The sequence below is a fragment of the Alphaproteobacteria bacterium genome, from assembly GCA_020638555.1.
Classification (GTDB): Bacteria; Pseudomonadota; Alphaproteobacteria; order Bin95; family Bin95; genus JACKII01.
This window is the reverse complement of record JACKII010000002.1, coordinates 1,195,768-1,222,269: the sequence shown is the minus strand read 5'-3', so window position 1 is coordinate 1,222,269 and position 26,502 is coordinate 1,195,768. Positions and strand designations below refer to the sequence as shown.

Sequence of the window (26,502 nt, the reverse complement as noted above, 5' to 3'; positions counted from 1 at the left end):
GATCCGGGCGGAACGCGGCGCCATCACGCCACCGGTCGTCACCAACCCGTAGCGGCGATATTCCGCCACACGAAACGAAAGGCCGGCCCCGATGCCGGCCTTTCCTCTTTCCCGCCCGGACGGTTTGAGGCAGGGTCTGGCTGCCCTCCCCCAACCCGCTCCCGAGTCGGAGAGATTGTCATGAGCGACCGTCAAGCCACCGAACGCGCGATCCTCGACTGGCTCGACCGGCAGCGGCCGGCGATGACCGACCTGCTGGAGACGCTCGTCAATATCGACAGCGGCTCCTACAACAAGGGCGGCGTCGATGCGGTCGGCGAGGCCATCGAGGACTGGTTCGCCGCCGAGGGCATCCCGACGGACCGGGTGCCGCACGGCGAATTCGGCGACTGCATCCGGGCCCATGTCTCCGGCGGCGAGGGCAACCGGCCCATTCTGCTGATGGGCCATCGCGACACGGTCTTTCCCGATGGCACGGCGAGCGAACGCCCGTTCCGGGTCGAGGGCGATATCGCCTATGGCCCGGGCGTTGCCGACATGAAGGCCGGCCTGGTGATGAACGCCTTCGTGCTGGCCGCGTTCAAGCGCTTCGGCGGCGCGCCCTATCCGCTGCTGGGCCTCTACACCAGCGACGAGGAAATCGCCTCCCCCTCCTCCCGCCCGGTGATCGAGAACGAGGCCCGCACCGCCCGCGTCGTCTTCAATGCCGAGCCGGGACGCCCAACCGGCAATGTCGTGACGGGGCGCAAGGGCGCCAGCTTCTTCAAGTTCAAGGTGACGGGCGTTCCGGCCCATTCCGGCGGCCAGCACGAAAAGGGCATCAGCGCCATCGGCGAGCTGGCGGCCAAGATCACCGAACTGCACACGCTCACCGACTATGACGTCGGCACCACGGTCAATGTCGGCATCGTCCAGGGCGGCAGTGCCGTGAACATGGTGGCGCCGTCGGCCACCGCCGAGGTCGATGTGCGCTTCAAGACCATGGCAGCCCGCGATGCCGTCTGGGAGCGCATCACCGAAATCCTGGAAACCGCCTACGTGCCCGGTACCAGCACCGAAATCCTGGAGAGCAAGGGCTTCCTGCCGCTGCAACAGTCGGCGGAGAGCAAGGACGTGTTCGACCTCTACACCGCCTGCGGTGCCGAGGTCGGCTTGCGGATCGCCGGCGAGTTCTCCGGCGGATCGGCCGATTCCGGCTTCACCGCCCAGGTCGGCGCGCCCACGGTCTGCGCCACCGGGCCGGTCGGCGCCAACGCACACACGCCGGAGGAATTCATGCGCCTCGACACCATGGTGCCCCGGGCAAAGACGGTGGCGCTGGCCATCCTGCGCCTGGATCGGTAGCGGGCACCATGGCCTCGTTCCGCCAACGCGCGACGCGGGCGCTGGTCGCAACCAACAGCCGGCTGGTGCGGTGGCACGGCGCCTGGCGCCGGCATGTCTGGCCCGCCGGCGATACGGTTTTCATCTCGGCGATGCCGAAATCCGGCTCCACCTACCTGACCCGCCTGCTGGCCGATGCGACCGGCTATCTGCAATATTTCCTGGGCACCCACCATCGCAACGAGCAGGACCTGTATCTGCCTCGGCTTGTCGATGCGGCGCCCCTGAACACGGTCAGTCATCAGCACACCCGGCCGACCTGCGAAAATGTCCGGCTGATGCGCTTGTACGGGATCCGGCCGGTGATCCTCACCCGAAACATCGCCGATTCCCTGGTGTCGCTGCGGGATATGCTGGTCCACAACGCCCCCGATTCACCGGTGCTGCGGGTTCCGGCGGACTTCGCCGACTGGCCGGCCGACCGTCAATTCGACATGATGATCGACTTGGCGGGCCCGTGGTACGCCCGCTTCGTCGGGGATTGGGCCGCGGAAGACCGGCTGGAGACGTTGTGGCTCCGCTATGAAGACATGATCGACGCCCCCACCGCCCAGGTTCGCCGGGTGGCCGACTTTTACGGGCTGGACCTGCCGGATCGGCAGATCGAGGCCGCAGTCCGCGCCCTGGGCCGGGGCGATCCGCGGGCCACTCGGCTGAACCGGGGCGTCCGGGGACGTGGCGCCCGGTTGATGACATCCGACCAGCTCACGCGCCTCTCCGGCCTGTTTGATTATTATCCGATGGTGGATCGCGGGTTGATTGGGGTCTAGACTCGCCGAAACACTTCAGGCGAGGAACCGCACAGTATGACTACCAGCCCCGTGGGCTTTCTCGGCATCGGCGCCATGGGGCGGCCGATGGCGATCAACCTGACCAAGGCCGGCCTGCCGGTGGTCGTATCCGACCCGAACCCGGTCGCAACCGGCATCCTGGCCCAGCACGGCGCCCGGGTGGTCGAGTCCGCCCGCGCCGTCGCCGATGCGGCCGCGGTGGTCCATCTCTGCCTGCCCTCCGTCGCCATTGCCGAGGCGGTGGCGGCCGAAGTGGCGAAGGGCAGTGCGGTCAAGAGCGTCGTCAACCACGGCACCACCGGCTCCGCCTATTCCAAGGCCGCGGCCAAGGCCCTGGCCGAAAAGGGCATCGCCTTCCTGGACGCACCGATCTCCGGTGGCGTCGCCGGCGCGGAGGCGGGCTCGCTGGCCATCATGTGCTCCGGCGACGCTGCAACCTTCGAGGCCGCCAAGCCGGCGCTGGAAGCCATGTCCGGCCAGCTCACCTATTTGGGCGAGGCGCCGGGCGCGGCCCAGACCATGAAGCTCTGCAACAACATCCTGTTCTTCTGCAATCTGGCCGCCACGTGCGAGACCATGACGCTGGGGACCAAGGCGGGCCTCGATCCCGAGCAAATGCTGGCCATCATGAACAAGGCCACCGGCCGCAATTTCGCGACCGAGCAGGTGATGGCGCCGTTCGTACTGAGCCGCAGCTTCGACTTCGGTGGCGCCAACTACATCATCCAGAAGGACCTGGAACTCTGGCGGCAGGAGGCGGAAGCCTATGAGGTGCCGTCCTACATCGCAACGCTGGTCCGCACCCTGTTCCGTCAGATGATCGCCGAGGAAGGCGAGCAGGAGGACGCCTCGCGCATCGCGCTGCTGATGGAGCGCATGGCGGGATCCGAGATTAAGAAGTTATCGTAATTCACGGATACATAAGGAGGAACACCAATCATGCTTTACGAACTCCGCACCTACACCCTCAAGGTCGGCACCATGGGCGAAGTGCTGAATCTTTATGGCAATGAAGGCTATCCCGCCTTCTCCGCCGAAGAGAAGGCGCGCCTGGTCGGCTATTTCACGTCCGACACCGGCACGCTGAACCAGATCGTCCATCTCTGGCGCTTCGAAGACGATGCCGAGCGGCGGACGCACTGGAAAAGCGTGTTCTCCAATGAGGCCTTCATGAAATTTGCCGCCAAGCTGCGGCCCAACATCCTGACCCAGGAAAACAAGCTGCTGAACGAGGCCCCCTGGGGCCCGAACCCCTGAGGCCGGGCAGAACGCCATGAAGTTCGGCTTCTACCTGCCGACACGGGGGCCGGTGGCGACGCCATCGGCCCTCGCCACCTTCGCCCAGGCAGGCGAGCGCCTGGGTTTCGACTCGGTGATGATCGCGGACCATGTCGTCTTTCCGCTCCGGATCGACAGCCCCTACCCCTACACCGTCGGCGGCGCCTTTCCCGGCCATGGCGACCAGTTGGAGCAGTTGACGCTCGCCAGCTTCGTCGCCGCCAAGACCGAGCGGCTGCGACTGGTGACCAGCGTCATGATCCTGCCGCACCGCAACCCGGTGCTGACGGCCAAAATGCTGGCCACCATCGACTTTCTCTCCAACGGTCGCCTGACCGTCGGCGTTGGCGTCGGCTGGATGCGGGAAGAGTTCGAGGCCCTGGACGCGGCCCCGTTCGACGACCGCGGCGCCGTCTCGAACGAGTATCTGGAGATTTTCAAGAAGCTCTGGACCGAGGACGAACCTTCACACAACGGTCGATTTTATCGCTTCAACCCGCTGAAATGTCAGCCATACCCGGTGCAAAAGCCACACCCGCCGATCTGGATCGGCGGCCATTCGCGACCGGCCCTGCGCCGGGCGGCGAAGTATGGCGATGGCTGGCACCCGGTCGGCGCGGTGGATGCCTCGCCGCTGCTGCCGGACGACTTCCGCGCCAAGATGGACGAACTCCGCCGCCTAACCGAGGCGGAAGGTCGGGACCCGTCGAAACTGGACGTCTCGCTGAAAGCGCCGGTCTATGACTCCAATGCGGGCACACGGGCCGACGGCGGCCGCCGCTATTTCACCGGCACCGACGAGCAGATTGCCGACGACATCCGCCTTTACCAGGGCATGGGCGTCGGCGAGATGGTGTTCGACTTCCGCGCCCCCACGCTGGAAGCCTGCCTGGAACGGATGCAGGCCTGCGCCGAGGGGGTGATGAAACGGGTTCGCTGAGGAGGCCAATGCCGGGGCGTCTCCCAGGAAGTCCTGGCTCTGTGAGACGCGCTCCGGCATGGGCTCCCGCCTCCGCGGGAGAGATCGGAGAGCAAGGGTGGCGGTGTCAACGCCCTTATCGCGCCAGCGCTTCCGGGTTGACCATGTTGATCGGCTGGCCGCGGTCGAAGGCCAGGATCTGGTTGAAAATGTCGGTGAACTGCAATTCGTATTCGTCCTCCGTGACATAGCCGATGTGCGGCGTCGCCACGACATTGGGCAGATCCAGCAACGGATGCCCTTCGCCCCGCACCGGTTCCTGCTCGAACACGTCGACGGCGGCCATGCCGGGACGTCCGGCCTTCAACGCCGCCACCAGTGCGCCCTCCTCGATCAGGGCGGCGCGGCTGGTGTTGACCAGCAAGGCGTGCGGCGGCATCAGGGCCAGGTCGGCCGCCGTGACGATGCCGCGAGTCGCCGGATAGAGCCGGATCAGCAGGCAGACCACGTCGGATGTGGCGAAGAAGGCCTCCCGGCTCTCTGCCCTGCGGAAGCCGTCCGCCACGGCCTCGGCGCAGGATCGGTCGCCGCCCCAGACCTGCACGTCCATGTCGAAGGCGCGGGCGTATTTGGCCACGGCCTTGCCCAGCCGGCCGTACGACCAGATGCCCATGGTCTTGTGCCGGAGCGACCGGCCGACGCCCATCTGCCAGCCTCCCGCCCGTAGCGAGGCCATTTGCTGCGGGATCTGCCGCATGGCCGCCAGCACCAGCCCGAAGGTCAGTTCGGCCGCCGCCCAGGACGGGGTGTCGGAATGCTGGTCCGAGCACAGCAACACGCCCGCGCGGGTGCAGGCGGGCACGTCCACATGCGGATAGACGCTGCGCTGGCTGATCAGGCGCAATTTCGGCAGGCGCGCCAACAGATCGGCCTGGATTTTGGTGCGCTCGCGGATCAGCACCAACGCCTCGGTCTCCGCCAGCCGCCCGGCGAGCCGGGCCGTGTCCTGCACGTGATCGTTCCAGACCGCGACCTCGTGACCGTCCAGCAGGCGAAAGCAGGGCAACCGGCGAATGGTGTCGAAATAGTCGTCGAGGATCGCGATCTTCATGCGGGGCAATCCCTGGTCAGCCATGGCGGGGCGCCAGTAGGCCACAGCCGCCCCCGCCCGGCCAGTCCGAAGTCGCTTTCCTCGGCGTCAGAGGTCCGCCTGGGCCACCGGCTGCACGGAATCCAGGGCCTGCACCACGCGGCCATCCCGATGATAGACGTCCGGCAGGTACCGCACCTCGCCATTGGCCGCCGCCACCGCCGTCATATAGAGGATATGCACCGGCACCGGCTGCGGCAGCGTCACCCATTTCTCCTTGCGCGCATCGACGACGCTGCGCATCTGCTCGGGCCCCCAGGTCTGGGGATCGTTCAGCAGCCAGCCGACCAGATCGAACACGTCCTGCACGCGAATACAGCCCGACGAGAAGGTGCGCCGCGCGCGCGCGAACAACTGCCGCGACGGGGTGTCGTGCAGATAGACGCTGTGTCGGTTCGGAAACAGGATCTTCACCTGCCCCAGCGCATTCAGCGGCCCCGGCGACTGGCGCAGGCGATAGGGGAAGGGATAGGCGGGAACCTGATTCCAGTCGATCAGATAGGGGTTTACCGGCTGGCCGGTGGCGCGGTCCACCACCTGGAAGCCCAGCCGCTGCACCGCATCCGGGTCGCGGCGGAACATGGGCAGTTCGTCCTCCCGCGCCAGCTTGGCCGGGGTTTCCCACCAGGGATTGAAGACGATGTATTCGATCTTGTCCGAGAACACCGGCGTCTGCCGCTCCAGCCGTCCGACAATGGCCCGGTGCGTCTGCACCCGCAGGCCGTCGGCATAGGCGCTGACCTCGAAGCCGGCGATGTTCACCCGCACATGGCGGCGGCCCAGATCGGCCGGCAGCCAGCGCCAGCGCTCGAGGTTGACCCGCAGCCGCTCGATCTTGGCGGTCCGGCTCAAATTCAGGATGGCGCGGGTGGCCGGGCCGACAATCCCGTCGGACTGGAGGCCGGCATCCCACTGAAACTGCTCCACCGCGTCGGAGACCTGCGCGTCGAAACGGTTGCCGGGAAGGCCCGGGGGCAAATAGCCGAGTTGCACCAGCCGGCTGCGCAGGATCTCGACACGGTAGCCGGCGTCGCCGCGCGTGAGCGCGGTGCCATCGGGGACGGCGAGAAGGCTTTCGTTCGGCTCGCTCTCCAGCCGCGCAAGCTCCGCCATCAGGGCGCGATATTCCGCATGCTGCGGCGCCAACCGGTCGAGGCTGCCGGGAATGCTATGCTCCCGCAGGTCCGCCTGCAAAACCTGACGCAAATGGTCCGGGTCGGCCTCCACCCGCAGGTCGGCATTGCGGTCGGCCGGGTTCATCCGCCCCTGGGTCAGGTCGGCGGCCGCGCTCAACCAGGCGCGGGTGGCCAGGCGCTCACGGTCCGCGGGGCGACCGTGCAGCGTGGCGAGCGCGTCATAGCCATAGTCGGCCGGGTTCAGGCCGTGGGCGCGCAGCCCCTCCAATTCCCGCAACAGCGCGGAAAAGTCCGCCTCCGACTGCCACAGCGCCGGCTGCTCAACCGCGGAAGGCGTCAGCGAGGCCGGTGCGGCCGAAGGCGACGGCAGGGCCGAAGGCGCCGGCGACCAGGGAGGTGCCGCCAACGCAGTGACCGGGCCGGAACCGGAGCCGGCGACAACCATAGCCAAAATCAATGCGGTACACGCAAATTTGCCCATAATATTCACTACCCAGGGAGCGTACGGGTCTCGTTTAAGCCATAAATGACCATAATATCACGTATTGCAACGCCTTTAGGTTGTCACGCCGGCCGGAACGGCGGAGCATGGTGCACACATTTTCTTGAACGCAGAGGATTCTCCCATGTCCCTTACCGCGATTATCACCGGCGCGGCCTCCGGGATCGGTCAGGAAGCGGCGCGCGACCTGTTGGCCAAAGGCTGGACGGTCTATGGCCTCGACGTCTCGGACGCGGCCCTGGCTCCCGCGGCACGCGCGCTGGCGTCCGACCGTTTCCACCCCCGCCCCTGCGACCTGCGCAACGCCGACGCGGTGGCCGCGGTCATGCGCGGCATTCAGGAGGACGCGCCGAAGATCAACGCCCTGATCGCCAGCGCCGGCGTGCTGAAGCTCGGTCGGCTGCGGGACATGGCGGTGGAGGATTTCGACGCGGTGCTGAACGTCAATGTCCGCGGCCTCTGGCTCACCTGCCGTGAGGCCCTGCCCATGCTGGAGGCGGCGACGGCGGCGGGCGAGATCGGGCGCATGATCCTGATGTCCTCGATCTCCGCCATCCGCCCCAAGATCGAAAGCGGCGCCTATTCCGCCTCCAAGGCGGCGGTGAGCCAGCTCACGCAGATTTTGGCCGTGGAATGCGCGGAAAAGGGCATTCTGGTGAACGCCCTGGCACCGGGAACCGTGGACACGCCGATGGTGAACGACCAGGCCGGGCGCAATGGCGGCTGGGCGCCGTCGGGCAACTCGCCGCTCGGCCGCATCGCCCAGCCGGCCGACATCGTGCGGGTCATGCGCTTCCTGCTGAGCGAGGACGCCGGCTATGTGACAGGCACCATCATCCCGGTGGATGGCGGCACACGCGCGGCCTTCGTGCCGAAGCGGTAAAGGCGAGGCGGAGTCCCGCGTCACCGGCTATGGCCGTTGATATCGAAGCCGATGTTTGCCGGCCACTGCGAAGCGGTGCGCCGGGATCTCTTGGGGTGTGCGAACACGGGCACGGGCGGTGTTCGCAGGATGACGCCGGCCCCGGATCGGCGCTCCGCACCGTCCGGGGAACACCGGCGCTCCGCACCGTCCGGGGTATATTGGTCCCGAGCCTGCAAGCGCCCCCGTGAAGGGCAACCGTCGATCCCCTCAGGTGCCGCAGAAGGTCTGGGCGACCACCTGTTCCGGCGTCGGCGGCAGCGCGTAGCGCGCAGCTTCCGGCTGGTCGTCGAAGGGATGGGCGAGCACGGCCAGCAGCGCCTCCATCGGGCCGAAGTCGCCCTCGTCCTCGCCGGCGCGGATTGCCTCCTCCACCAGATGGTTGCGCGGGATGAACAACGGGTTGACGGCCCGCATGGCCGCCGCACGGTCGGCCGGCGCGACCTCTTCCCGCTCGGCCCTTGCGGCCCACTGGTGCAGCCACTGCTCGAACAGGCTCCGGTCGGCGAACAGGTTGCGCGGGTTGTCCCGCTCCAGGTCGCGGCCGTCGACGACATTGGCGAGCCAGCGGAAGGTCAGGGTGAAGTCCGCCTCGCCCTTGGCCATGGCCGTCAACAGGTTCTGGGCCAGTTTCAGGTCGTCGGCCTCGTCCGTGAACAGGCCGAGCTTGGCGCGCAATCCCGCGGTGAACGCCGCCTCGAACCGGTTTGGGAAACTGTCGATGGCGGCCTGCGCCAGGCGAATCGCCTCGTCCCGGTCAGGGCTCAGGATGGGCAGCAGCGCCTGGGCCAGTTGCGCCAGATTCCACTGCGCAATCGAAGGCTGGTTGCCATAGGCATAGCGCCCCTGGTGGTCGATGGAACTGTAGACCCGGCCCGGATGGAACTCGTCCATGAAGGCGCAGGGGCCGAAATCGATGGTCTCGCCGGCAACCTGCATGTTGTCGGTGTTCATCACGCCGTGGATGAAACCCACCAGCAGCCATTGCGCCACCAGGGCTGCCTGACGCACCAGCACGCCTTCCAGCAGGGCGAGACAGGGATTGTCGGCCGCGGCCGCCTCCGGATAGTGGCGGGCGATGACGTGGTCGGCCAGCGCCTGGATCGCCTCGGCATCGCCGCGACCGGCGAAGAACTGGAAGGTGCCGACGCGGATATGGCTCTGCGCGACGCGGGTCAGGACCGCACCCGGCAACGCGGTTTCCCGAAACACCGGCTCACCGGTGGTGACGGCGGCGAGCGCACGGGTGGTCGGGATGCCGAGGGCGTGCATGCCCTCGCTGACAATGTATTCCCGCATCACCGGCCCCAGCGCCGCCCGCCCATCGGCGGAGCGGGAAAACGGCGTGCGGCCGGCGCCCTTCAACTGGATGTCGCGGCGAATGCCATCCCGGCCGACGATCTCGCCCAAAAGGATGGCGCGGCCGTCGCCCAGTTGCGGCGACCAGCCGCCGAACTGGTGGCCGGCATAGGCCTGGGCCAGCGGATCGGCGCCCTCCGGCACGGCATTGCCGGCCAGCACACGCACCCCCTCCTCGGACCCCAGGGCGTCTGCATCCAGGCCCAGGGTTTCCGCAAGAGGGCGGTTGATCTTGACGAGCGCAGGCGCCGCCACCGGGGTCGGTGGCAGGCGCGCGTAAAAGCGTTCCGGCAGCCGGGCATAGCTGTTGTCGAACCGGGCCGCGGCGAACGGCGGGGAAAAGGCCAAGTCTTGGGGCACGGGCGGGCCTCCTTGAAATCGGAGCGGGTGCACGTGCCCCGATACTTAGGTCTTGCGCTGGCGCGGGTCCAGGATATCGCGGACCGCATCGCCCAAAAGGTTGGTGCCGAACACCACCAGGCTGATGGCGATGCCGGGGAAGATCACCAGCCAGGGGGCCGTGCGCACATACTCGGCCGCGCTCTCGCTCAGCATCCGGCCCCAGCTTGCGTGCGGCTCGGGAATGCCGAGGCCGAGGAAGGACAGCGACGCCTCGGTCAGGATGGCGGAGCCGAGCTGGGCCGTCGCCAGCACGATCAGCGGCGCCAGCGTGTTCGGCAGAACGTGGCGCACCGCGATCCAGAACTCGCTGATACCGGCGGCCCGCGCCGACTCCACGAACGGCATTTCCCGCAGGGCCAGCGTGTTGGAGCGGATGACGCGGGCGATATTCGGCACCAGCGGGATCGAGATCGCCAGGATGGTGTTTTCCAGGCTCGGCCCCAGCGAGGCGGCCATCACCAACGCCATGACCAGCAGCGGCAGGGCCTGCATGATGTCCATCAGGCGCTGCATCATCAGATCGTACCAGCCGAGCAGATAGCCGCTGGACAGGCCGATGGCGACGCCGATGACACACCCCAGCAGGGTCGAGCCGATGCCGACCATCAGCGAGATGCGCGCGCCGTAGAGGATGCGCGAATAGACGTCGCGCCCCATCACGTCCGCCCCCATGATATGGGCGGTGCCCGGCGGGGCGAGCGACGCGGCCGCGTCCGTGGTGTAGGGGTCCATCGGCGTGATGAAGTTCGCGAACAGCGCGGCGAACACGAACACGACCGTAATGGCCGCGCCTATGGCGCCCAGCGGATAGCGCCGGCAGAACTTGCTGAAGTGATACCAAAGCCCCCTGCGGCGGGTTACGGCCGCCGGCAGGGTTTCGATGCTGAAGTCGGGATTGGACATAAGGCGGCTCCAGCTAGCTGTAGCGGATACGCGGGTCGAGAACCGCGTACAACAGGTCGACGATCAGGTTGACGGTGACCACGATCAACGCGATCAGCATCACCAGGTTTTGCACGATCGGGTAATCGCGCCACTGGATGGCCTCCACCAGGAACCGCGCGACACCGGGGACGTTGAACACCGTCTCAGTCACGATCAGGCCGCCGATCAGGAACGCGGCCTCGATGCCGATAATGGTGGTGACCGGCAGCACGGCGTTGCGCAGCGCATGCTTGTAGTTGATGACGCGCTCGCTCGCGCCCTTGGAGCGGGCGGTGCGGATATAATCCTGGCGCATCACCTCCAGCATGCTGGAGCGGGTCAGGCGCATGATGATGGCGCTGGCCCGGAAACCGACCGCGATTGCCGGAATCGAGAACAGCCACAACTCCTCCCAAATCGTCTCGGGCGGGTTGGTGTAGATCGGGATGAAGCCGAGCCAGGCAACAAAGGCCATCAGGATCAGCAGGCCGAGCCAGAAGCTGGGCAGCGACAGGCCGGACAGCGAAAACACGCGGACCAGATAGTCGACCCAGGTGTTCTGCTTCACCGCGCTGATGACGCCGAGGGGCAGGCCGATGATGACGGAAAAGGCCAATGCGAGCACGGCCAGCTTGGCGGTGATCGGAATGCGGGGAGCCAATTCCTCGATGGCCGGCAGTTCGGACACGTAAGAATAGCCCAAATCCCCCTGCACGAGCCCGCTGATCCAGTTCCAGTATTGCTGCCACAGAGGCAGGTCCAGACCCAGTTCCTGCTCCAGCAGGGCCTTCTCATGCGGGTCGATAAAACCGGCCGAGTCGAACAGAATGTCGGCAATATTGCCGGGAACCAGCCGCAGCATGATGAAAATGATGATGGACATACCGATCAGGGTCAGGGCCATCAGCAACAGGCGACGGATGATATAGGAGGTCACGGGGCAGTCGTCCTCTCTGGATTTTTATGACCCGGCGGATTGGGGGGCCGAGTGACCGCAGCTTACCGGAAAGGCCGCGCATTGCCCACGATGATCGCAGGCGGCGCGAAACCCCATGGCGAGCGTGAAAAGGGGCCGCATGTCCGTTCGGACACGCGGCCCCTACCAAAAGCAGTGGCTTACTTATCCAGCCACACGTCTTCGAACCGGGTGTTGTTGTAGACGCTGTTGATCATCTGCGTGTAGCCATGGACATAAGGCTGCCAGCAGGTCGCCGCCTTGGCATGGAAGATCATCGGACGGGCGACGTCTTCCTGAAGCTTGCGGTCGATTTCCCAGACCAGATGCTTGCGCGCTTCCTGATCCGTCATGGCCGACTGCTTGTGGAACAGATCTTCAAGCTCCTTGTTGCAATAGCCGGTATAGTTCCGTTCGGAACCGCAGGAATAGCCCTCGAACAGCACCACGTCCGGATCGTCGACGGCGGTGCCGGTCAGGTTCATGCCGACCATATAATCCTTGCGGGCAACGGTGGCATGCCAGTTGGAGGTCTCGATCACCTTCAGTTCGGCGTCGATATAGATTTCCTTCAACTGGTCGATCAGGATGACCGCCGGGTCGCGATAAATCGCGATATTGCGGGTGGAGATCACCACTTTCAGGCGATTGTCCGGACCGTAGCCGGCTTCCTGCATCAGCTTGCGGGCTTCCTCGCGATCCTTGGCGACGTCGCCATAGCCGGTCACCTTGGCCAGTTCTTCCGGAGGCATGCCCCAGTTGCCGGCCGGCGGCGGCAGGAAGGCACCGCCGATGTCGTCCTTGCCTTCCGACAGGATGTCGATAAACGCCTGCCGGTCCAGCGTCAGGGCCATGGCGCGGCGAATGCGCTCATCGTTAAAGGGCGGCGCGTCGCGGTTGACGATCAGGTTGCGCGACACGTTCGTCGGCGCCAGTTCGCACACCGCCTTCGGGTTCTGTTCGTTGATGTCCTTCAGCAACGGAATGGTGATATCCGTCGGATAGGTCATGTCGAACTCGCCGGCGATGAAGGCCAGAACGCGCGTGGCGCGGCTCTTGATGATTGTCCAGTCGATCTCGTCCAGATACGGACGGTCCTTGCGCCAGTAGTCGGGGTTCTTGACGAACTTGACGCTTTCGTTCTGCTTCAGCTCGACGAATTTGAACGGCCCGGTGCCGATCGGCGCGGTGCGCATGGTCTTGGGATCGACATGGCAGGGATACACCGGCGAATAGCCCGATGCCAGCAGCATCATGAAGGCCGGCTGCGGCTGTCCCAGGTGGAACGTGACCTTGGAGTCGCCGTCGGTGGTGATCTCTTTCAGGTTCCAGTACCAGGATTTGCGCGGGTTCTTCCGCAGCCGCATCTTGCGGTCAACATTGCCGAGCAACTGGTCCCAGGTGCATTTCACGTCCGCGCTGGTGAAGGGCTCGCCATCGTGCCACTTCACGCCGGAGCGCAGGTTGAAGGTCAGGTTGGTCTTGCCTTCGTCCCAGGACCAATCCGTCGCCAGTTCCGGCCGGATCGAGTCGAGGCTGTTCTTCGGAACATGCTGGTCGAAGATCACCAGATTGTTGAACACGGCAAGATAGGGGTTGGTCGTCGAGTTGGTCGCTTCCTCATGGATCGACCCGCTCGGCGGTGTGCCCCGGTGATAGATTTTCAGCGTGCCGCCGTATTTCTGGGCCATCGCGCCGGAAATCGGTGTCGCCAGCATGGCAGCCGCCAAGGCAAGCCCTGCTGTCGCTTTGAGCATCGTCATACGCGAATTTTCCTCCCGATATCGATTCGCAATTCGTCTTTGCCATTCGTCATCCCTGACATGACGCGGCGGCAACGCTAGCAGCGGATCGCCGAAATTCCTAGCCTTGAGGATGGGTCCTGGCGCCCGCGTTGGCGACCAGCCATTCGGCGGCCGCACGCGCCATGCCGCGATTGGAGTGACCCACCCCCGGCACACTCTGCAACTGCCAGCCGAACGGGATCATCATGCGCCGCGCTTCGGCCCGGCCGTCCTCGTAGAAATACACGCCGCGGGCATGGCGGTGCGGTCCCTGGCGCATCGCCTCTTCCGATCGCAACAGCATGGCGTTGGTGACGTCGGTGTCGTTCTCGCCGACCATGACGACCAGGGATCGCGGCAGCCCCTGCTCCTGCACCGCCTCCAGGTCCGGAAAACGGTCGAGGCCATAGGGGAAACGCTCGCCCGGCCGGGCCAGCGTGTAGGCGCCGGCATTGGCGGCAATCGCCACCTCGAAGCGGGCATCCGCCTGGAACAGGGCCAGCCGATGCACGAACTGGCCGCCGGCGGAATGGCCGTAGAGCCAGTAGCCAGGGCGTTGCGAGCCGGTCGCCGCGCGCGCACGGTCGAACAGGCGCTCGATCAGGCCGTAGCTCCAGCGCTCCGGCGGCAGAAACTGGCGCCGATCCGGCGTGCGCATATTGCCGACCTCGTAGGCGCGAGGCCCCGGAAAGGCCTGTTGCGAGAATTCCGGGGCCAGCAGCAACGCGCCCAGGCGCTCGGCATGTTCGACCCAGTCGTCGCGATAGCGGTCGGCATTGCGCTTGTAGCCGTGGACGACGATCAGGATCGGCGAGTCGGCCGCAAACCGCTCCGGGCGGTAGGCGAAGACGCGCACCGGTTGATCCGGCTCGGCGGCGGGGTCGTCGATGGCAAACACGCTCTTGCCGGCGGGCAGGGTCAGGCTGTCGAGGGACAAAGTCATGGAACCGAATGCTGCAATGAGACCAAGATAGGCAAAATGTTCGCCCGCCGGGCAAATGTCCAGCGCGGGGCGCCCACCGGGCTGCCGCCGGCCGCGCCGGGGACTATGGCGGGCGGGCGGGTTGCTGTATGGTGAAGCTTCCCTCCCGAACCGTGAGACAAGCCGAGCCGAATGTCCCAGAACCAAGGCGCGTCCCAAGAGGCCATCCAGTATCATTACGACGTCGGCAACGACTTCTACGCCCCATGGCTGGGGCCGACGATGATCTATTCGGCGGCGATCTGGCCGGACGACCGGCGCACGCCCTGCTCGCTGGAAGAGGCCCAGCACACCAAGCTCGACTGGCATATCGAACACGCGGGGCTTGGCCGCGACGGCCGGCTGCTGGATATCGGCTGCGGCTGGGGCGGCACCATGCGCCGGGCCGTCGACAGCGCCGGCATCGGCGAGGCGGTGGGCCTGACCCTCTCCGACGCGCAGGCGGATTGGATCCGGCACCATCACGCGGACCGGCCGATCGCGGCGCATGTGCAGCCCTGGCAGGCCTACCGCGACCCGGAGCCGTTCGACGGCATCGTCTCCATCGGCGCGTTCGAGCACTTCGCCCGGCCGGAAATGGACCGCGCCGCCAAGGTCGCTCACTATGGGGAGTTCTTCCGCTTCTGCGCCGACAGCCTGAAGCCCGGCGGCCGCCTGGCGTTGCAGACCATCGTCTGGATGAATGTGGCGCCCGCGGACGAGGTCGGGAATCTGCCGCTGCACATCTTCCCCGAAAGCAACCTGCCGCACGTGGCCGAGGTGTTCGAGGCGGCGGCCCCTTATTTTCACCCTATGGCCTTCCACAACCGCCCGCGCGACTACAGCCGCACGCTGCGGGAATGGGTGCGCGGCATCGGCGAGCACCGGGACGCCTTGACCGCCATGACCGACGCCGAGACGGTGAAGCGCTACCGCGATGGCTTTTCCGGCTTCATGGTCGGGTTCGAGCGCGGCGTGATCGGGCTGACGCGGTACGGCTTCTTGAAACGGTGATCCCGTGGCGACGGCGCCTCCCGCACCGAAAGACGCCATCCGCGCCCGGGCGCTGGAGCTGGATTTCGACGCCGTCGGCTTCGCGCCGGCCCGCGCCAGCGGCACCGTTCGGGCCGGGCTTTCGCTCTACCTGGCCGAGGGCCGTCATGGCGACATGGGCTGGATGGCCACTACCGCCCACCGCCGCGCCGACCCAAGGACGCTGTGGCCGGGCGCGCGCTCGGCCGTGGTGGTCGGCCTGAACTACGGGCCGGAGCGGGACCCGCTGGCGGTGCTGGGCCAGCCGGACAAGGGCGCCGTCAGCGCCTATGCCCAGACCCGGCGCGACTATCACGACGTGGTCAAGAAGAAGCTGCGCCAGCTCGCCCGCTGGATGGCCGAGACCTGGGCCTGCGAGGTCAAGCTGTTCGTCGACACCGCGCCGCTGATGGAAAAGCCGCTGGCGCAACAGGCCGGCGTCGGCTGGCAGGGCAAGCACTCCAATCTGGTGAGCCGCCGGCACGGCTCCTGGCTGTTCCTGGGCGAGGTGCTGACCTCGCTCGACCTGCCGCCGGATGCGCCGGAGCCCGACCGTTGCGGCTCCTGCCGGCGCTGCCTGGACGCCTGCCCGACCGACGCCTTCCCGGCGCCCTACCGGCTCGATGCCCGCCGCTGCATCGCCTATCTGACCATCGAGCACCAGGGCCATATCCCGCGCGAATTCCGCGCCGCCATCGGCAATCGCGTCTTCGGCTGCGACGACTGTCTGGCGGTTTGCCCCTGGAACAAATTCGCCCGGACCGCGCGCGAGGCGCAGATGCAGGCGCGGGAGGAGTTGGCCTCCCCTGCCCTGTCCGACCTGGCCGCCCTGGACGACGCGGCGTTCCGCGCGCTGTTCGCCGGCTCGCCGATCAAGCGGCTGGGGCGGGACCGGATGGTGCGCAATGTCCTGATCGCCATGGGCAACAGCGGCGATCCGGCGTTCCGGCCGCAAATCGAATCCTGCCTTGCCGACGCCTCTGCCTTGGTGCGGGCGATGGCGGTTTGGGCGCTAAGCCAATTGCTTCGCCCCACGGACCTGGCGGTGCTGGCGGCCCAACATCGCGCCGACGAGGCGGACCCGGCGGTCCGCCGCGAGTGGGCACTTGCGTGCGGCGGCGCGATCGGGGAAGACTGTCAGGAACCTGTCACATCCTGAAGCCTGAGGACGCGCCCCGTTATGGCCGGTACCGGTGAAATCTCGTCGACCCTGCAAACCGAAGCCGTGCTCGACCAGCACAAATTCCCCGAGGACCGGCTGGAAGACTATATGGCCCGGCATGTCGAGGGCTTCACCCGGCCGCTGAGCGTCGGCCAGTTCCTGGGCGGCATGTCCAACCCGACCTTCATGCTGAAGGACGGCGGCGGCAAACGCTATGTCATGCGCAAGAAGCCGCCGGGCAAGCTGCTGCCGTCCGCGCACGCCGTCGACCGCGAATACAAGGTCATCACCGCGCTGGCCCAGACCGACGTGCCCGCCGCCAAGACCTATGCCATGTGCGAGGACGAGGGCGTCATCGGCCAGATGTTCTACATCATGGAGCATGTGGAAGGCCGGGTGATCCGCGATTTCTCGCTGCCGGGCCTCTCGCCGGCGGTGCGCGGCGCACACTACGACGCCATGAACGACACCATGGCGCGGCTGCACAATGTCGATTTCCGCGCCGTCGGGCTGGAGAGCTATGGCCGCGTCGGCGGCTATATGGCCCGGCAGGTCAAGCGCTGGTCCGGCCAGTACGAGGCATCGAAAACCGACGACCTGAAGGAAATGGACCATCTGGTCGTCTGGCTGAACGACAACATGCCGGAAGACGACGAAACCACCATCGTCCACGGCGATTTCCGCATGGAAAACCTGATCTACCACCCGACCGAGCCGCGGGTGCTGGCGGTGATCGACTGGGAGCTGGGCACGCTCGGCAACCCGCTTTCGGACCTGGCCTATAACTGCCTGCCCTATCACTGGGGCGACCCGGCCCGCGCCGACATCACCCGGATGGACCTGGCCGCGAACGGCATCCCGACCGAAGAGGAATACGTCGCCAAGTATTGCGAGCGCACCGGCCGCAGCGGCATTCCGAAGTGGAATTTCTACCTGGTGCTGTCGCTCTATCGCCTGGCCGCGATCAGCCAGGGCGTCTACAAGCGTGGCCTGGACGGCAACGCCTCCAGCCCCGACGCCATCGAGCGGGGCAAGAACGCCCGGCGCCTGGCCGAAATCGGCTGGGAGTTGGTGCAGACGCGCGGCGTGGGGTAAGCGGCGTGGGGTAAACTGCGCGCCCCTCTTCCTGGCGTCATTGCGAGGCGGCCGAGCCGCCAGGGCAATCCGGGCCAACGGTGCGGCGAGTCCGGGCCATCCCGGATCGCTTCGCCCGCTTCGCGGACTCGCAATGACGATTGGAGGAAAAGGCGCCCGGTTCCCCGACGGTGACCAGACGTAACGACCATCGCAACAAGGAGACCGCCCCATGCAAGAATGCGCCACCGGCTATGGCCTGATCGAGGGTCCCGTCTGGCACGAAACCCTCGGCCTGTTGTTCAGCGACGTGCCGAATGGCGGCGTCTATCGGCTCGCCAAGGACGGCCGGGTCAGCCAGCAGGTGCCGAAGCGCCGCGGCATTGGCGGCATGGCGTTGCATGCCGACGGCGGCCTGATCATGGGCGGTCGCGATATCGTCGTCTCCGACATCGACGGCACCAACATGCAAACCCTGCTGGCCGGGGCCGACACGAAGGCGGGCGTCGGTTTCAACGACCTGACGACCGACGCCGCCGGCCGCATCTATGTGGGCGATCTGGGGTTCAAGGTGTTCGGCGGCGGCGAGCCGAAGCCCGGCTATCTGCACATGATCGACCTGGACGGCAGCGACCGCGTGATCGCCGACGGCATCATGCTGACCAACGGCCTGGGCTTCTCGCCGGACGGCAAGCGGCTCTATCATTCGGATGCGCGGGCGGATGTGGTGCGCGTCTATGACGTGCTGGCCGATGGCTCGGTCGGCCCCTGGCGGCCGTTTGCGCACATCCAAAACGGCGAAACGCCGGACGGGCTGGCCGTCGCGGCGGATGGGTCGGTCTGGGTGGCGCTGGCCCATGGCGGCGCCGTCGCCGTCTACGAGCCCGACGGCACGCTGCGCGAGCGCATCGCCGTGCCGTTGCCCATGGTCACCAGCGTCTGTTTCGGCGGTGACGACCTGCGGGATCTCTATGTCGTGACGGGGAGCCGCGGCGGGCCGCATGAGAACTGCGGGACGGTGTTCGTCATGCGGGCCCCCGCCGCGGGCTTGCCACTGGCGCCGGCCGAAGTTCGGCGCCCCGTGGCCTAAATTCCGGCCCGTACCCGGTGGAAGACAGCGGTGGTGCGTTCTGGGAATGCCGCCCGCCGCCCGGGTACGGAGCCGAACTCGGAAATCAGTCGCGATCCTTCTTCTTGCCCATGTGATCGTCGTCCTTCTTGTCCATGCGATCGTCGTCGCCGCGGTGGTGACGCCGGCCCATCTCGTCCTGCTCGATCATGCCGTCGTCATTGCGGTCCATCCGCTTGAACATGTGCTCCATCGGCACCGACATTTCTTCCTTGGAAAGGCTGCCGTCGCCGTTGGTATCCATGCGCTTGAAGCGCGCGAGCATCATCTGGTGGCGGAAATCTTCCATCATCGCGACGTATTCGTCGGCCTCCAGACGGCCGTCCTTGTTCGCGTCGAACTTCGCGAGTTGCCCATCGCGGAAGGCATCGGCTTCGGCACGGGTGATCTTGCCGTCGCCATTGCTGTCGACCATCGCGAACATCGCGCTCATATGGCCGCCACGTTGGCCGTGATACTTGCTGGCAATCGCGCCGCTGGTCAGGCCAAGCACGATGGCTCCGCCAATGGAAGCAACGAGGATTTTCGTGCGGGTCTGCATAACGGTTGCATCTCCTTGGGATAGAGGAAACCAGGAGCGGTTCCCTTCGTCGCGGCCGGTCTTGATTGCCGTCCGATGAGGGCAATATGGCGGGGGCTTGTCGCACAACGATCCCCGGAAATCGGCGAAATGGTCACCGGATGTCGCCGCGGCCGGCAAGGGTTACATTTGGATACAAAATTCCCGCGAACCGACCCGCAGGACGTGGCAGAAACGGCGGCATGATGATGGACGAACCCCATATCCTGGTCGTGGACGACCATCGAGACATTCGCGACGCGCTCGCCAAATATCTGGACCGCAACGGCTATCGGGTCAGCCAGGCCGACAGCGCCGCCGCGGCCCGGCGGGTGATGCGCGACGCCGCCATCGATCTGGTGGTGCTGGACATCATGATGCCCGGCGAGGACGGACTGTCCCTCACCCGCGACCTGCGCGCCCAGGGGCAGTTGCCGATCATCCTGCTGACCGCGGTGGCGGAGGAAACCGACCGCATCGTCGGTCTGGAAATGGGCGCCGACGATTATCTGACGAAGCCGTTCAACCCGCGCGAGTTGCTGGCGCGGATCAAAGCCGTGCTGCGCCGGACCCAGGCGCTGCCGCCGCAGCCGACGGACGCCCCCCAGGGCCTGCTGCGCTTCGACCGGTGGGTCGCCGATCCGGCCGCTCAGTCGGTGGCGGACGCCGAGGGCGCGCCGCTCGACCTCAGCACGGCGGAGTTCCGCCTGCTGTATGCGTTCCTGACCCATCCGCAGCGGGTGCTCTCGCGCGATCAGTTGCTGGACCTGACCCAAGGGCGGACCGCCGTGCCGTTCGACCGGTCTATCGACAACATGGTCAGCCGCCTGCGCCGCAAGATCGAGGTCGATCCGAAAAAGCCCCAGCTCATCAAGACCCATTGGGGCGGCGGCTATGCCCTGGCCGTGCCGGTGGAGCCCGCATGACCTGGCCGAAACACCTGCGGCCATGGCCGATCGGCCTGGCGGGCCAGTTGGTGGTCGCCATGATGGCCGTCCTCCTGATCGCCCAGGGCATAGTGGTCGCGGTCGCCGTGCGCGAGCGGGAGGAGCGGATCGAGCGCGAGGGCGGCCGCTTCATCGTCCAGCGCCTGGCCATGATGGCGCGGGTGATCGAGGCCACGCCCCCGGCCATGCACCACGAATTGTTGCGCGTGGCCAGCACGTCGGGCTTCCGGTTCGGCATGCGCCAGAACCTGCCGGGATTGCCGCCGGCGCCGTTTTTCGAGACCTGGCTGGAGCCGCATCTGCGCGCCCAGGGCCTGCAAGGCACGCTGGTCCTGCGGCTGGCCAAGAAGAAGGACGATGACCGTTCGGATCCCGACGATGCCGGCGACCTCAGCGATGGCGGCCTCATTGCCGTGCCGTTGAAGATGCAGGGGCACGAGGCCTGGCTGACCCTGGAGGCCAAGCGCTGGCACGCGCCGAACTGGCCGCGCTATGCGATGGTCTCGTTCCTGCTGGCGGGCGGGGGCAGTGCCATCGTGATTTTCCTGCTGGTGCGCCGCGCGATGCGGCCGCTGCATGCGCTCTCGCAAGCGGCAGAGCGGTTGGGCCGCGGCGAGACCGTGCCGCCGCTCGCCGAGCGGGGGCCGATCGACATCCGCCTGACCACGGCAGCGTTCAACCAGATGCAGGACCGCCTGCAACGCTTTGTCAGCGACCGCACGCGCATGCTGGCGGCCATCAGCCACGATCTGCGCTCGCCCATCACCGCCTTGCGCCTGCGGGCGGAAATGGTGGACCAGGACGATGTGCGCGAACGCATGATCGCCTCGCTGGACGACATGCAACAGATGGTCGAGGCCACTCTCGCCTTCGCCCGCCAGGATGCCGAGAACGAGCCGACGCAACGGGTGGACCTGGCATCGCTCGGCCGCGATCTGGCCGAGGAACGGGCCGAAATCGGCCAGCCGGTCCGGTGGGAGGGCGGCGCGGCCCGCAACTCCGCCTGCCGCCCCGTGGCGCTGCGGCGGGCCCTGGGCAATCTGATCGACAATGCGGTGCGCTATGGTGGCGGCGCCCGGCTGCGCCTGGAGCCGCACGGGTTCGTGATTGAGGACGATGGCCCGGGCATTCCCGAAGATCGCCTCTCGCACGTGTTCGAGCCGTTTGCGCGGCTGGAGGAATCCCGCAATGCCGAGACCGGCGGCACCGGCCTCGGTCTCGCCATCGCCCGATCCATCGCCCGCAGCCATGGCGGCGACGTGATCCTGCGCAACCGCAACGGCGGCGGCCTGACCGCCATGCTGGTGCTGCCGGCCTGACCTGCGTCGTTCCGGGCGGCACGCACCCTGGGGCCCGCCCCCGCCGCTTATGCACCCCGAGCGCGGACGTCGTCGGCTTCGCCGCCGTACCGGACCCATCGCCCCAAAATCCGCCCCTGGCTTCGCCCGCTCGCGCCTCGGGGCGGAACGGCATGGGGAAGCACACACAGGCCGGGCCGCGCGCATGACAGAACACCTTAGACGGACAAGCCGAACGCTCGGGCTTCTGTCTGGCTCCCGGTTCATCCGGCCCGATAACCATATTAGCGTATGGCTACACAACATACAGTAGAATTTAAGAAACAAGGTCTCATTTTTAGTAATACCTACTGTATTACCAGTTCGCAATCACTCCAATTTACGGTAATACATTATCTATTTATGTATTTTTATCCAAATTTTATTGTATATATTGCTTACTTGTGCATACATACAAATCGCACATTCGCCCGAGTGCGGCACGCCTCGCAAAGATCACCGCCCACGGGGGTAAGGGGACGTCGGCTTCAACAAATGTCCGAAATGGCCTGTCGGGTGCGGGCCGTGAAAGCTGACCTTTGAAGGAAGGAGTCGGTAGTATGTATCTGAAGAGTAGATTGCCCGGGGTGATGCCGCGGGCTCTTGCACCGAGACGACTCATGGCCGTCTTTGGCGCCGTGCTGATCTCCGCGGTAATGTCGCAAGGCGCGCAGGCTCTGGTGATCGATCCTGCGGTCGATGCCCCAGATCTTACGGGTACGAACACGGGCAATGCGCAAATCCTGTTGGACATCGCCGGTACCATTGGATCAGCGACGGAACTGTACAAACAGAATGTCGGCGGCCCGGAGGTCGGCTCGTTGGCCGGCAGCTATGAAACGACGTTCGCCAACACCGCGTCGGATCCGATGGACGCCACCATCACTTACGTCGGTGGCCAGATCGTTGGCCCAACCGCATGGCTACTGGTCAAGGACGGCAACCACGATCCCGCTTGGTATCTGTACAATCTGACCGCTCTCGGCTGGGACGGTGTTGATACGATCTATGCCGAAAACTTCTGGCCGAACCAGGGAGCGATCTCGCATGTCTCTCTGTTCGGCAGCGGCCCGATCGATCCTCCGCCGGACAACCCGCCGGTCAGTGAGCCGGCAACGCTCGGCCTTCTCGGTTCGACCATGGTGGCCCTGGGCTTCGTCGCCCGTCGGCGTCGCGGCTGACCCACACCGATCCCATCCCGGATTGGGAAAGCGGCTCTTCGGAGCCGCTTTTTTTTGGTCGCGCAAGTGCCATGCAAGTCGATCCTCGACCGCGTATCCAGCGCCATGCGGCATTGCCCGAGCGCCATATGCGACCAAGCCGATTCATCGGATCGCGCATTCACCTCTTTAGATTCACTCCAATTAATTCTATCGAATTACGACTTTTACAAACTTACAATGTTAACGCAATTAATTTGAAGTCAATGGTTGCAAATCGCATTGTATATACAATTTCCCTTGCCACGCCTGCGCGTTTATGCCTATACACAAATATGCACCATGGTTGGGTGCATTTCGCCTCAAGTGGCAGCCACCGGTTGTCACGCGAGGCGCCGAGGGCATGCGCAAGCACAAACAACCAATGGCGCGCTCCGCCTTCGGGAACGGACTGACTGTTCAAGGAAGGAGTTTGAACCATGTAAGCAAAAACCAAATGGCCAGGTCGGGCACGAGGGGCGCTGTTGGCCCTTGTGGCCGTCGCGGCGATCGGAGCGTCCGCGCCGAGCCAGGCCACGCTCCTGCTGGATACCGACCGAACGGTGATATCGGGAGCCACCGGGACGCTGAACCCGGCAGGCGTCACTCCCGCGCTGACCACGCCCGCAACGGGGGACACGGGGTTCGAGATCTCGTTCACCCTGAATTCCTCCGGCACCAACACCATCACCTTTAAAGCCATCAATGACGAGCTTCTCCGGGTGACGGGCGGTGGCCAGGCGGGGATCGCGGCCGATGACGGCCTCACGTCCGGCCTTTCGTTCCTGCTGTCCGAAGGGGTGCGGCGTCTGGAGTTGAACCCGGACGTCAACAATGACGGCAACTACAGGATCACCCTCAATACGTCCACCAACGACACGTATATCTGGGAGGTGGCCCTGAAAGGCAACGGTCAGAACCGTGCCCTGGCCTTCAGCGACCCGCTCGACAGCCTGGTGATCGTGGGCGGCTCGATTGAATCGCTCGATCCCCAGGCCTCCGAACTCGTCGACCTGATCCAGCCCCGCTTTGGCGGCGTCTGCAACCAGAATTGCGCCGGCGCCAACTCGCAAGTGTCCGAACCGGGCACTCTGGCCGCCCTCAGCCTGGGTGTTGTGGGTCTGGGCCTGATCCGCCGCCGCAAGGCTGCGTAACGTCGGGCCCATTCTGACTTCCAGCGCAATGGCAGCCCCTGGCGGCTGTCCCGAGTCCGCTGACCAACCCCGCCGGCATTCGGCGGGGTTGATTTCGTTGCGGACCAGAGCGAACGGCCCGCGCCCCGATCCCGCGCCGCCCCGGTTCCGAAACCGCACGCGCGGTCCCTCTCCCGAAGGGACGACTGCCGCTGTTGTCGGGATCGAACAAAGGCACGGCTCATACGCAACACCCCATTGCCGCCCCATTTAACACAAATATACAGGACGAAATACCTCGCAAACCGCAGGATATTTCCCCCAAAAGTCAGAAAATTCTACCGCTTACCATAGCAGATTTACAGAGATCTTGTTTCATATTTTTGCCTTAATTTCTCCCATTTTGGCGCAACACCACTTGTTTACCACTTGCAATTGAACATTTTGAATTTGATTCACGTACCATACTAACGATACTTACGCCGATACGCTTCCGTTGGGGAAGCGTGCTTCTCGGACCAAGGTCCTCCATAGGGTCTTGGGGGCGATCAGGAGATTGAAATGTATAGTTTCGGAATTCGCGCTCTCCGAACGGTCGGGGTGGGCGTAATCCTGTTCGGGGCAGTCCTGTCGCAAGGGGCGCAGGCCCTGGTCATCGACGCAGCCACACTCTCTCCCACCGACATCGCGGCTTCGGGCGACGAGAACGGCACTTCTCAGATCCTCGCAGCCATCGATCAGATGGGCATCGACGTCGGGACAGAGTTCTACAAGGACAACGTCTCCAGCGGAGAAGAAAAGACCTTGGCCGGAAGCTACGAAACCGTGTTTTCCCACACGGATAGCCATCCGACCTACGCCACCATCACCTATGGCAGCGGTTTGATCGTCGGCCCGACGGCTTGGCTCCTGATCAAGGACGGCAACGCATCCCCCAATTGGTATCTGTTCGATCTGACGCACGAGTTCCTTTGGGACGGCAAGGAAACCATCGAGGCCAGGAACTTCTTTGCCGGCCAGGGGTCAATCTCGCATGTCTCTCTTTTCGGCAGCGGCGCGGTTCACCCTGGTCCGGACGATCAAGCCGTGAACGAACCCGCCACGCTGGGGGCCATGGGCCTGGGCGTGTTGGCCTGCGGCGCCGTGCTGCAGAGGCGTCGTCGGAACGCTTGATACTGATCTGCCGGCCGTTGTTCCGGAGAAGCGGCTCCATGGAGCCGCTCTTTTTTGTGATTGATCGCCGACGTGCGGGTTGCGAGAACAGACCCTGCCTCCAATCAAAAACGAGCCAGTCCCATGTATTTCGGCCTCACCGAAGACCAGCGCGCCCTTCAGGAAACCGCCCGCCGCTATGCCCGCGAGAAGCTGCTGCCGCACTACCAGACCCGCGAGGCCGAAGGCCGGTTCGACCGGGCGATGGTGGCCGAGATGGGAGCGCTGGGCCTGATCGCGCCGGACCTGCCGGAGCAGTTCGGCGGCCTGGGCGTCGATGGCCTCACCGCCGGCGTGCTGATCGAGGAAATCGGCTATGGCGATCTTTCGGTCTCCTACGTGCAGTTGCTGACCATGCTGTGCGCCGGCGTCGTCGCCCGCCATGCCAAGCCCGATGTCGCCGCGGAGGTGCTGCCGCAATACATCGACGGCAGCCTGATGATCGCCCTCGGCCTGACCGAGCCGCGCGGCGGCACCGACGCCGCCAATCTGATCCTGCGCGCCCGGCGCGACGGCGACCATTTCATCCTGAACGGCGAGAAGGCCTCGATCTCGTCGGCGGCGCAGGCGGACCATTGTCTGGTCGCCGCCCGCACCGGCGCGGTCGAGGACGGCGCCCGCGGCGTCACGGCGTTTCTGGTCGACCTGCACAGCCCGGGCGTGACCCGCTCGGCCTACAACGACCTCGGCACCTGCGCCGTCGGCCGCGGCTCGATCTGGTTCGAGGACGTGCGCGTGCCGGCGCACAGCATGGTGGGCAACGAGGGCGGCGGCTTCACCCAGGTGATGCAGGGCTTCGACTACTCGCGCGCGTTGATCGGCCTGATGTGCATCGGCTCGGCCCAGGCGAGCCTGGACGAGACCTGGCCCTACACGCTGGAACGCCAGGCCTTCGGTCGCCCCATCGCCGAATTCCAGGGCGTCACCTTCCCGCTGGCGGAGTTCGACACCCAGTTGCAGGCGGCGCGCCTGCTCTGCCACAAGACGCTGTGGCTGCGCGACCAGGGCATGGAGCACACCAAGGAAGCCGCCATGTGCAAATGGTGGGCGCCGAAGCTGGCGACCGACACCATCCAGCAATGCCTGCTGACGCACGGCCATCTGGGCTATTCCAAGGACCTGCCGCACCAGCAGCGCATGCGCGACGTGCTGGGCCTGCAAATCGGCGACGGCACCGCCCAGGTCTCGAAAATGATCATCGCCCGCGAAACCGTCGGCCGGGCCTCGGTGCAGTACGCGCGCAAATAGAGCG

Annotated in this window: 24 protein-coding genes; 16 read left to right on the top strand and 8 right to left on the bottom strand. The window is 65.7% G+C overall.

Translation table 11 applies throughout. From position 1 onward, the window contains the following. The first annotated feature begins 180 nt into the window (after positions 1 to 180). From H6844_11515 to H6844_11495, 5 genes are read left to right on the top strand one after another with little or no spacing between them, the layout of a single operon-like run. Positions 181 to 1,344: a M20 family metallopeptidase gene (locus H6844_11515; GenBank protein MCB9930026.1), complete on the top strand. Its 1,164-nt coding sequence runs from the start codon at positions 181 to 183 to the stop codon at positions 1,342 to 1,344. 8 nt (positions 1,345 to 1,352) lie between these two features. Then, positions 1,353 to 2,153 (top strand): sulfotransferase domain-containing protein, encoded by an 801-nt coding sequence (locus H6844_11510; protein MCB9930025.1) that lies wholly within the window; start codon positions 1,353 to 1,355, stop codon positions 2,151 to 2,153. 36 nt (positions 2,154 to 2,189) lie between these two features. Further along, a complete protein-coding gene (locus H6844_11505; protein ID MCB9930024.1) occupies positions 2,190 to 3,083 on the top strand; it encodes an NAD(P)-dependent oxidoreductase in 894 nt (297 codons plus the stop codon). A 27-nt stretch (positions 3,084 to 3,110) separates the two neighbouring features. Next, positions 3,111 to 3,431 (top strand): NIPSNAP family protein, encoded by a 321-nt coding sequence (locus tag H6844_11500; protein MCB9930023.1) that lies wholly within the window; start codon positions 3,111 to 3,113, stop codon positions 3,429 to 3,431. 16 nt (positions 3,432 to 3,447) lie between these two features. Then, entirely contained in the window at positions 3,448 to 4,392 is a 945-nt protein-coding gene (locus H6844_11495) for an LLM class F420-dependent oxidoreductase (GenBank protein ID MCB9930022.1), read from the top strand. 115 nt (positions 4,393 to 4,507) lie between these two features. Here H6844_11495 and H6844_11490 read toward each other — a convergent pair whose 3' ends face one another. Together H6844_11490 and H6844_11485 are read right to left on the bottom strand one after the other, a co-directional pair. Further along, complete coding sequence (locus tag H6844_11490; protein MCB9930021.1) at positions 4,508 to 5,482, bottom strand: D-2-hydroxyacid dehydrogenase family protein; 975 nt, start codon at positions 5,480 to 5,482, stop codon at positions 4,508 to 4,510. Positions 5,483 to 5,569: 87 nt separating this feature from the next. Then, the gene (locus H6844_11485) at positions 5,570 to 7,102 is read right to left on the bottom strand and encodes a L,D-transpeptidase family protein (protein MCB9930020.1); all 1,533 of its coding nucleotides are present in this window, start codon (positions 7,100 to 7,102) and stop codon (positions 5,570 to 5,572) included. A gap of 181 nt (positions 7,103 to 7,283) precedes the next feature. Between H6844_11485 and H6844_11480 the strand changes: the two genes are divergently transcribed. Continuing rightward, positions 7,284 to 8,042: an SDR family oxidoreductase gene (locus H6844_11480; protein ID MCB9930019.1), complete on the top strand. Its 759-nt coding sequence runs from the start codon at positions 7,284 to 7,286 to the stop codon at positions 8,040 to 8,042. A gap of 249 nt (positions 8,043 to 8,291) precedes the next feature. Here the strand turns inward: H6844_11480 and H6844_11475 are convergent, their stop codons facing one another. The 5 genes from H6844_11475 to H6844_11455 form a co-directional block, all read right to left on the bottom strand. After that, the gene (locus H6844_11475; protein ID MCB9930018.1) at positions 8,292 to 9,788 is read right to left on the bottom strand and encodes a YdiU family protein; all 1,497 of its coding nucleotides are present in this window, start codon (positions 9,786 to 9,788) and stop codon (positions 8,292 to 8,294) included. Between the two features lie 57 nt (positions 9,789 to 9,845). Beyond that, a complete protein-coding gene (locus H6844_11470; GenBank protein MCB9930017.1) occupies positions 9,846 to 10,745 on the bottom strand; it encodes an ABC transporter permease in 900 nt (299 codons plus the stop codon). Between the two features lie 13 nt (positions 10,746 to 10,758). Then, positions 10,759 to 11,703, bottom strand: coding sequence for an ABC transporter permease (locus H6844_11465; GenBank protein MCB9930016.1), 945 nt, complete (start codon positions 11,701 to 11,703; stop codon positions 10,759 to 10,761). Between the two features lie 179 nt (positions 11,704 to 11,882). Further along, on the bottom strand, positions 11,883 to 13,484 hold the full coding sequence (locus tag H6844_11460; GenBank protein ID MCB9930015.1) for a peptide ABC transporter substrate-binding protein: 1,602 nt from the start codon (positions 13,482 to 13,484) through the stop codon (positions 11,883 to 11,885). A 100-nt stretch (positions 13,485 to 13,584) separates the two neighbouring features. Further along, positions 13,585 to 14,448, bottom strand: a complete 864-nt coding sequence (locus tag H6844_11455) for an alpha/beta hydrolase (GenBank protein MCB9930014.1) — start codon at positions 14,446 to 14,448, stop codon at positions 13,585 to 13,587. A gap of 171 nt (positions 14,449 to 14,619) precedes the next feature. Between H6844_11455 and H6844_11450 the strand changes: the two genes are divergently transcribed. From H6844_11450 to H6844_11435, 4 genes are all read left to right on the top strand, one after another. Then, on the top strand, positions 14,620 to 15,480 hold the full coding sequence (locus H6844_11450) for a class I SAM-dependent methyltransferase (protein ID MCB9930013.1): 861 nt from the start codon (positions 14,620 to 14,622) through the stop codon (positions 15,478 to 15,480). Between the two features lie 4 nt (positions 15,481 to 15,484). After that, entirely contained in the window at positions 15,485 to 16,657 is a 1,173-nt protein-coding gene (gene queG, locus H6844_11445) for a tRNA epoxyqueuosine(34) reductase QueG (protein ID MCB9930012.1), read from the top strand. Between the two features lie 21 nt (positions 16,658 to 16,678). Next, positions 16,679 to 17,755 (top strand): phosphotransferase, encoded by a 1,077-nt coding sequence (locus tag H6844_11440; GenBank protein ID MCB9930011.1) that lies wholly within the window; start codon positions 16,679 to 16,681, stop codon positions 17,753 to 17,755. A gap of 211 nt (positions 17,756 to 17,966) precedes the next feature. Then, positions 17,967 to 18,824, top strand: a complete 858-nt coding sequence (locus H6844_11435) for an SMP-30/gluconolactonase/LRE family protein (GenBank protein ID MCB9930010.1) — start codon at positions 17,967 to 17,969, stop codon at positions 18,822 to 18,824. 85 nt (positions 18,825 to 18,909) lie between these two features. Here H6844_11435 and H6844_11430 read toward each other — a convergent pair whose 3' ends face one another. Continuing rightward, positions 18,910 to 19,404: an EF-hand domain-containing protein gene (locus H6844_11430; protein MCB9930009.1), complete on the bottom strand. Its 495-nt coding sequence runs from the start codon at positions 19,402 to 19,404 to the stop codon at positions 18,910 to 18,912. Positions 19,405 to 19,628: 224 nt separating this feature from the next. Between H6844_11430 and H6844_11425 the strand changes: the two genes are divergently transcribed. From H6844_11425 to H6844_11400, 6 genes are all read left to right on the top strand, one after another. Next, positions 19,629 to 20,348: a response regulator gene (locus H6844_11425; protein ID MCB9930008.1), complete on the top strand. Its 720-nt coding sequence runs from the start codon at positions 19,629 to 19,631 to the stop codon at positions 20,346 to 20,348. A gap of 170 nt (positions 20,349 to 20,518) precedes the next feature. After that, positions 20,519 to 21,688 carry a HAMP domain-containing protein gene (locus tag H6844_11420; GenBank protein MCB9930007.1) on the top strand — a complete coding sequence of 390 codons (1,170 nt, stop codon included), beginning with the start codon at positions 20,519 to 20,521 and terminating at the stop codon, positions 21,686 to 21,688. 578 nt (positions 21,689 to 22,266) lie between these two features. After that, positions 22,267 to 22,887: a PEP-CTERM sorting domain-containing protein gene (locus H6844_11415; protein MCB9930006.1), complete on the top strand. Its 621-nt coding sequence runs from the start codon at positions 22,267 to 22,269 to the stop codon at positions 22,885 to 22,887. 503 nt (positions 22,888 to 23,390) lie between these two features. Next, positions 23,391 to 24,059: a PEP-CTERM sorting domain-containing protein gene (locus H6844_11410; protein ID MCB9930005.1), complete on the top strand. Its 669-nt coding sequence runs from the start codon at positions 23,391 to 23,393 to the stop codon at positions 24,057 to 24,059. 540 nt (positions 24,060 to 24,599) lie between these two features. Beyond that, a complete protein-coding gene (locus H6844_11405) occupies positions 24,600 to 25,211 on the top strand; it encodes a hypothetical protein (protein MCB9930004.1) in 612 nt (203 codons plus the stop codon). 123 nt (positions 25,212 to 25,334) lie between these two features. Next, positions 25,335 to 26,498 (top strand): acyl-CoA dehydrogenase family protein, encoded by a 1,164-nt coding sequence (locus H6844_11400; protein ID MCB9930003.1) that lies wholly within the window; start codon positions 25,335 to 25,337, stop codon positions 26,496 to 26,498. The last annotated feature ends 4 nt before the right edge of the window (positions 26,499 to 26,502 follow it).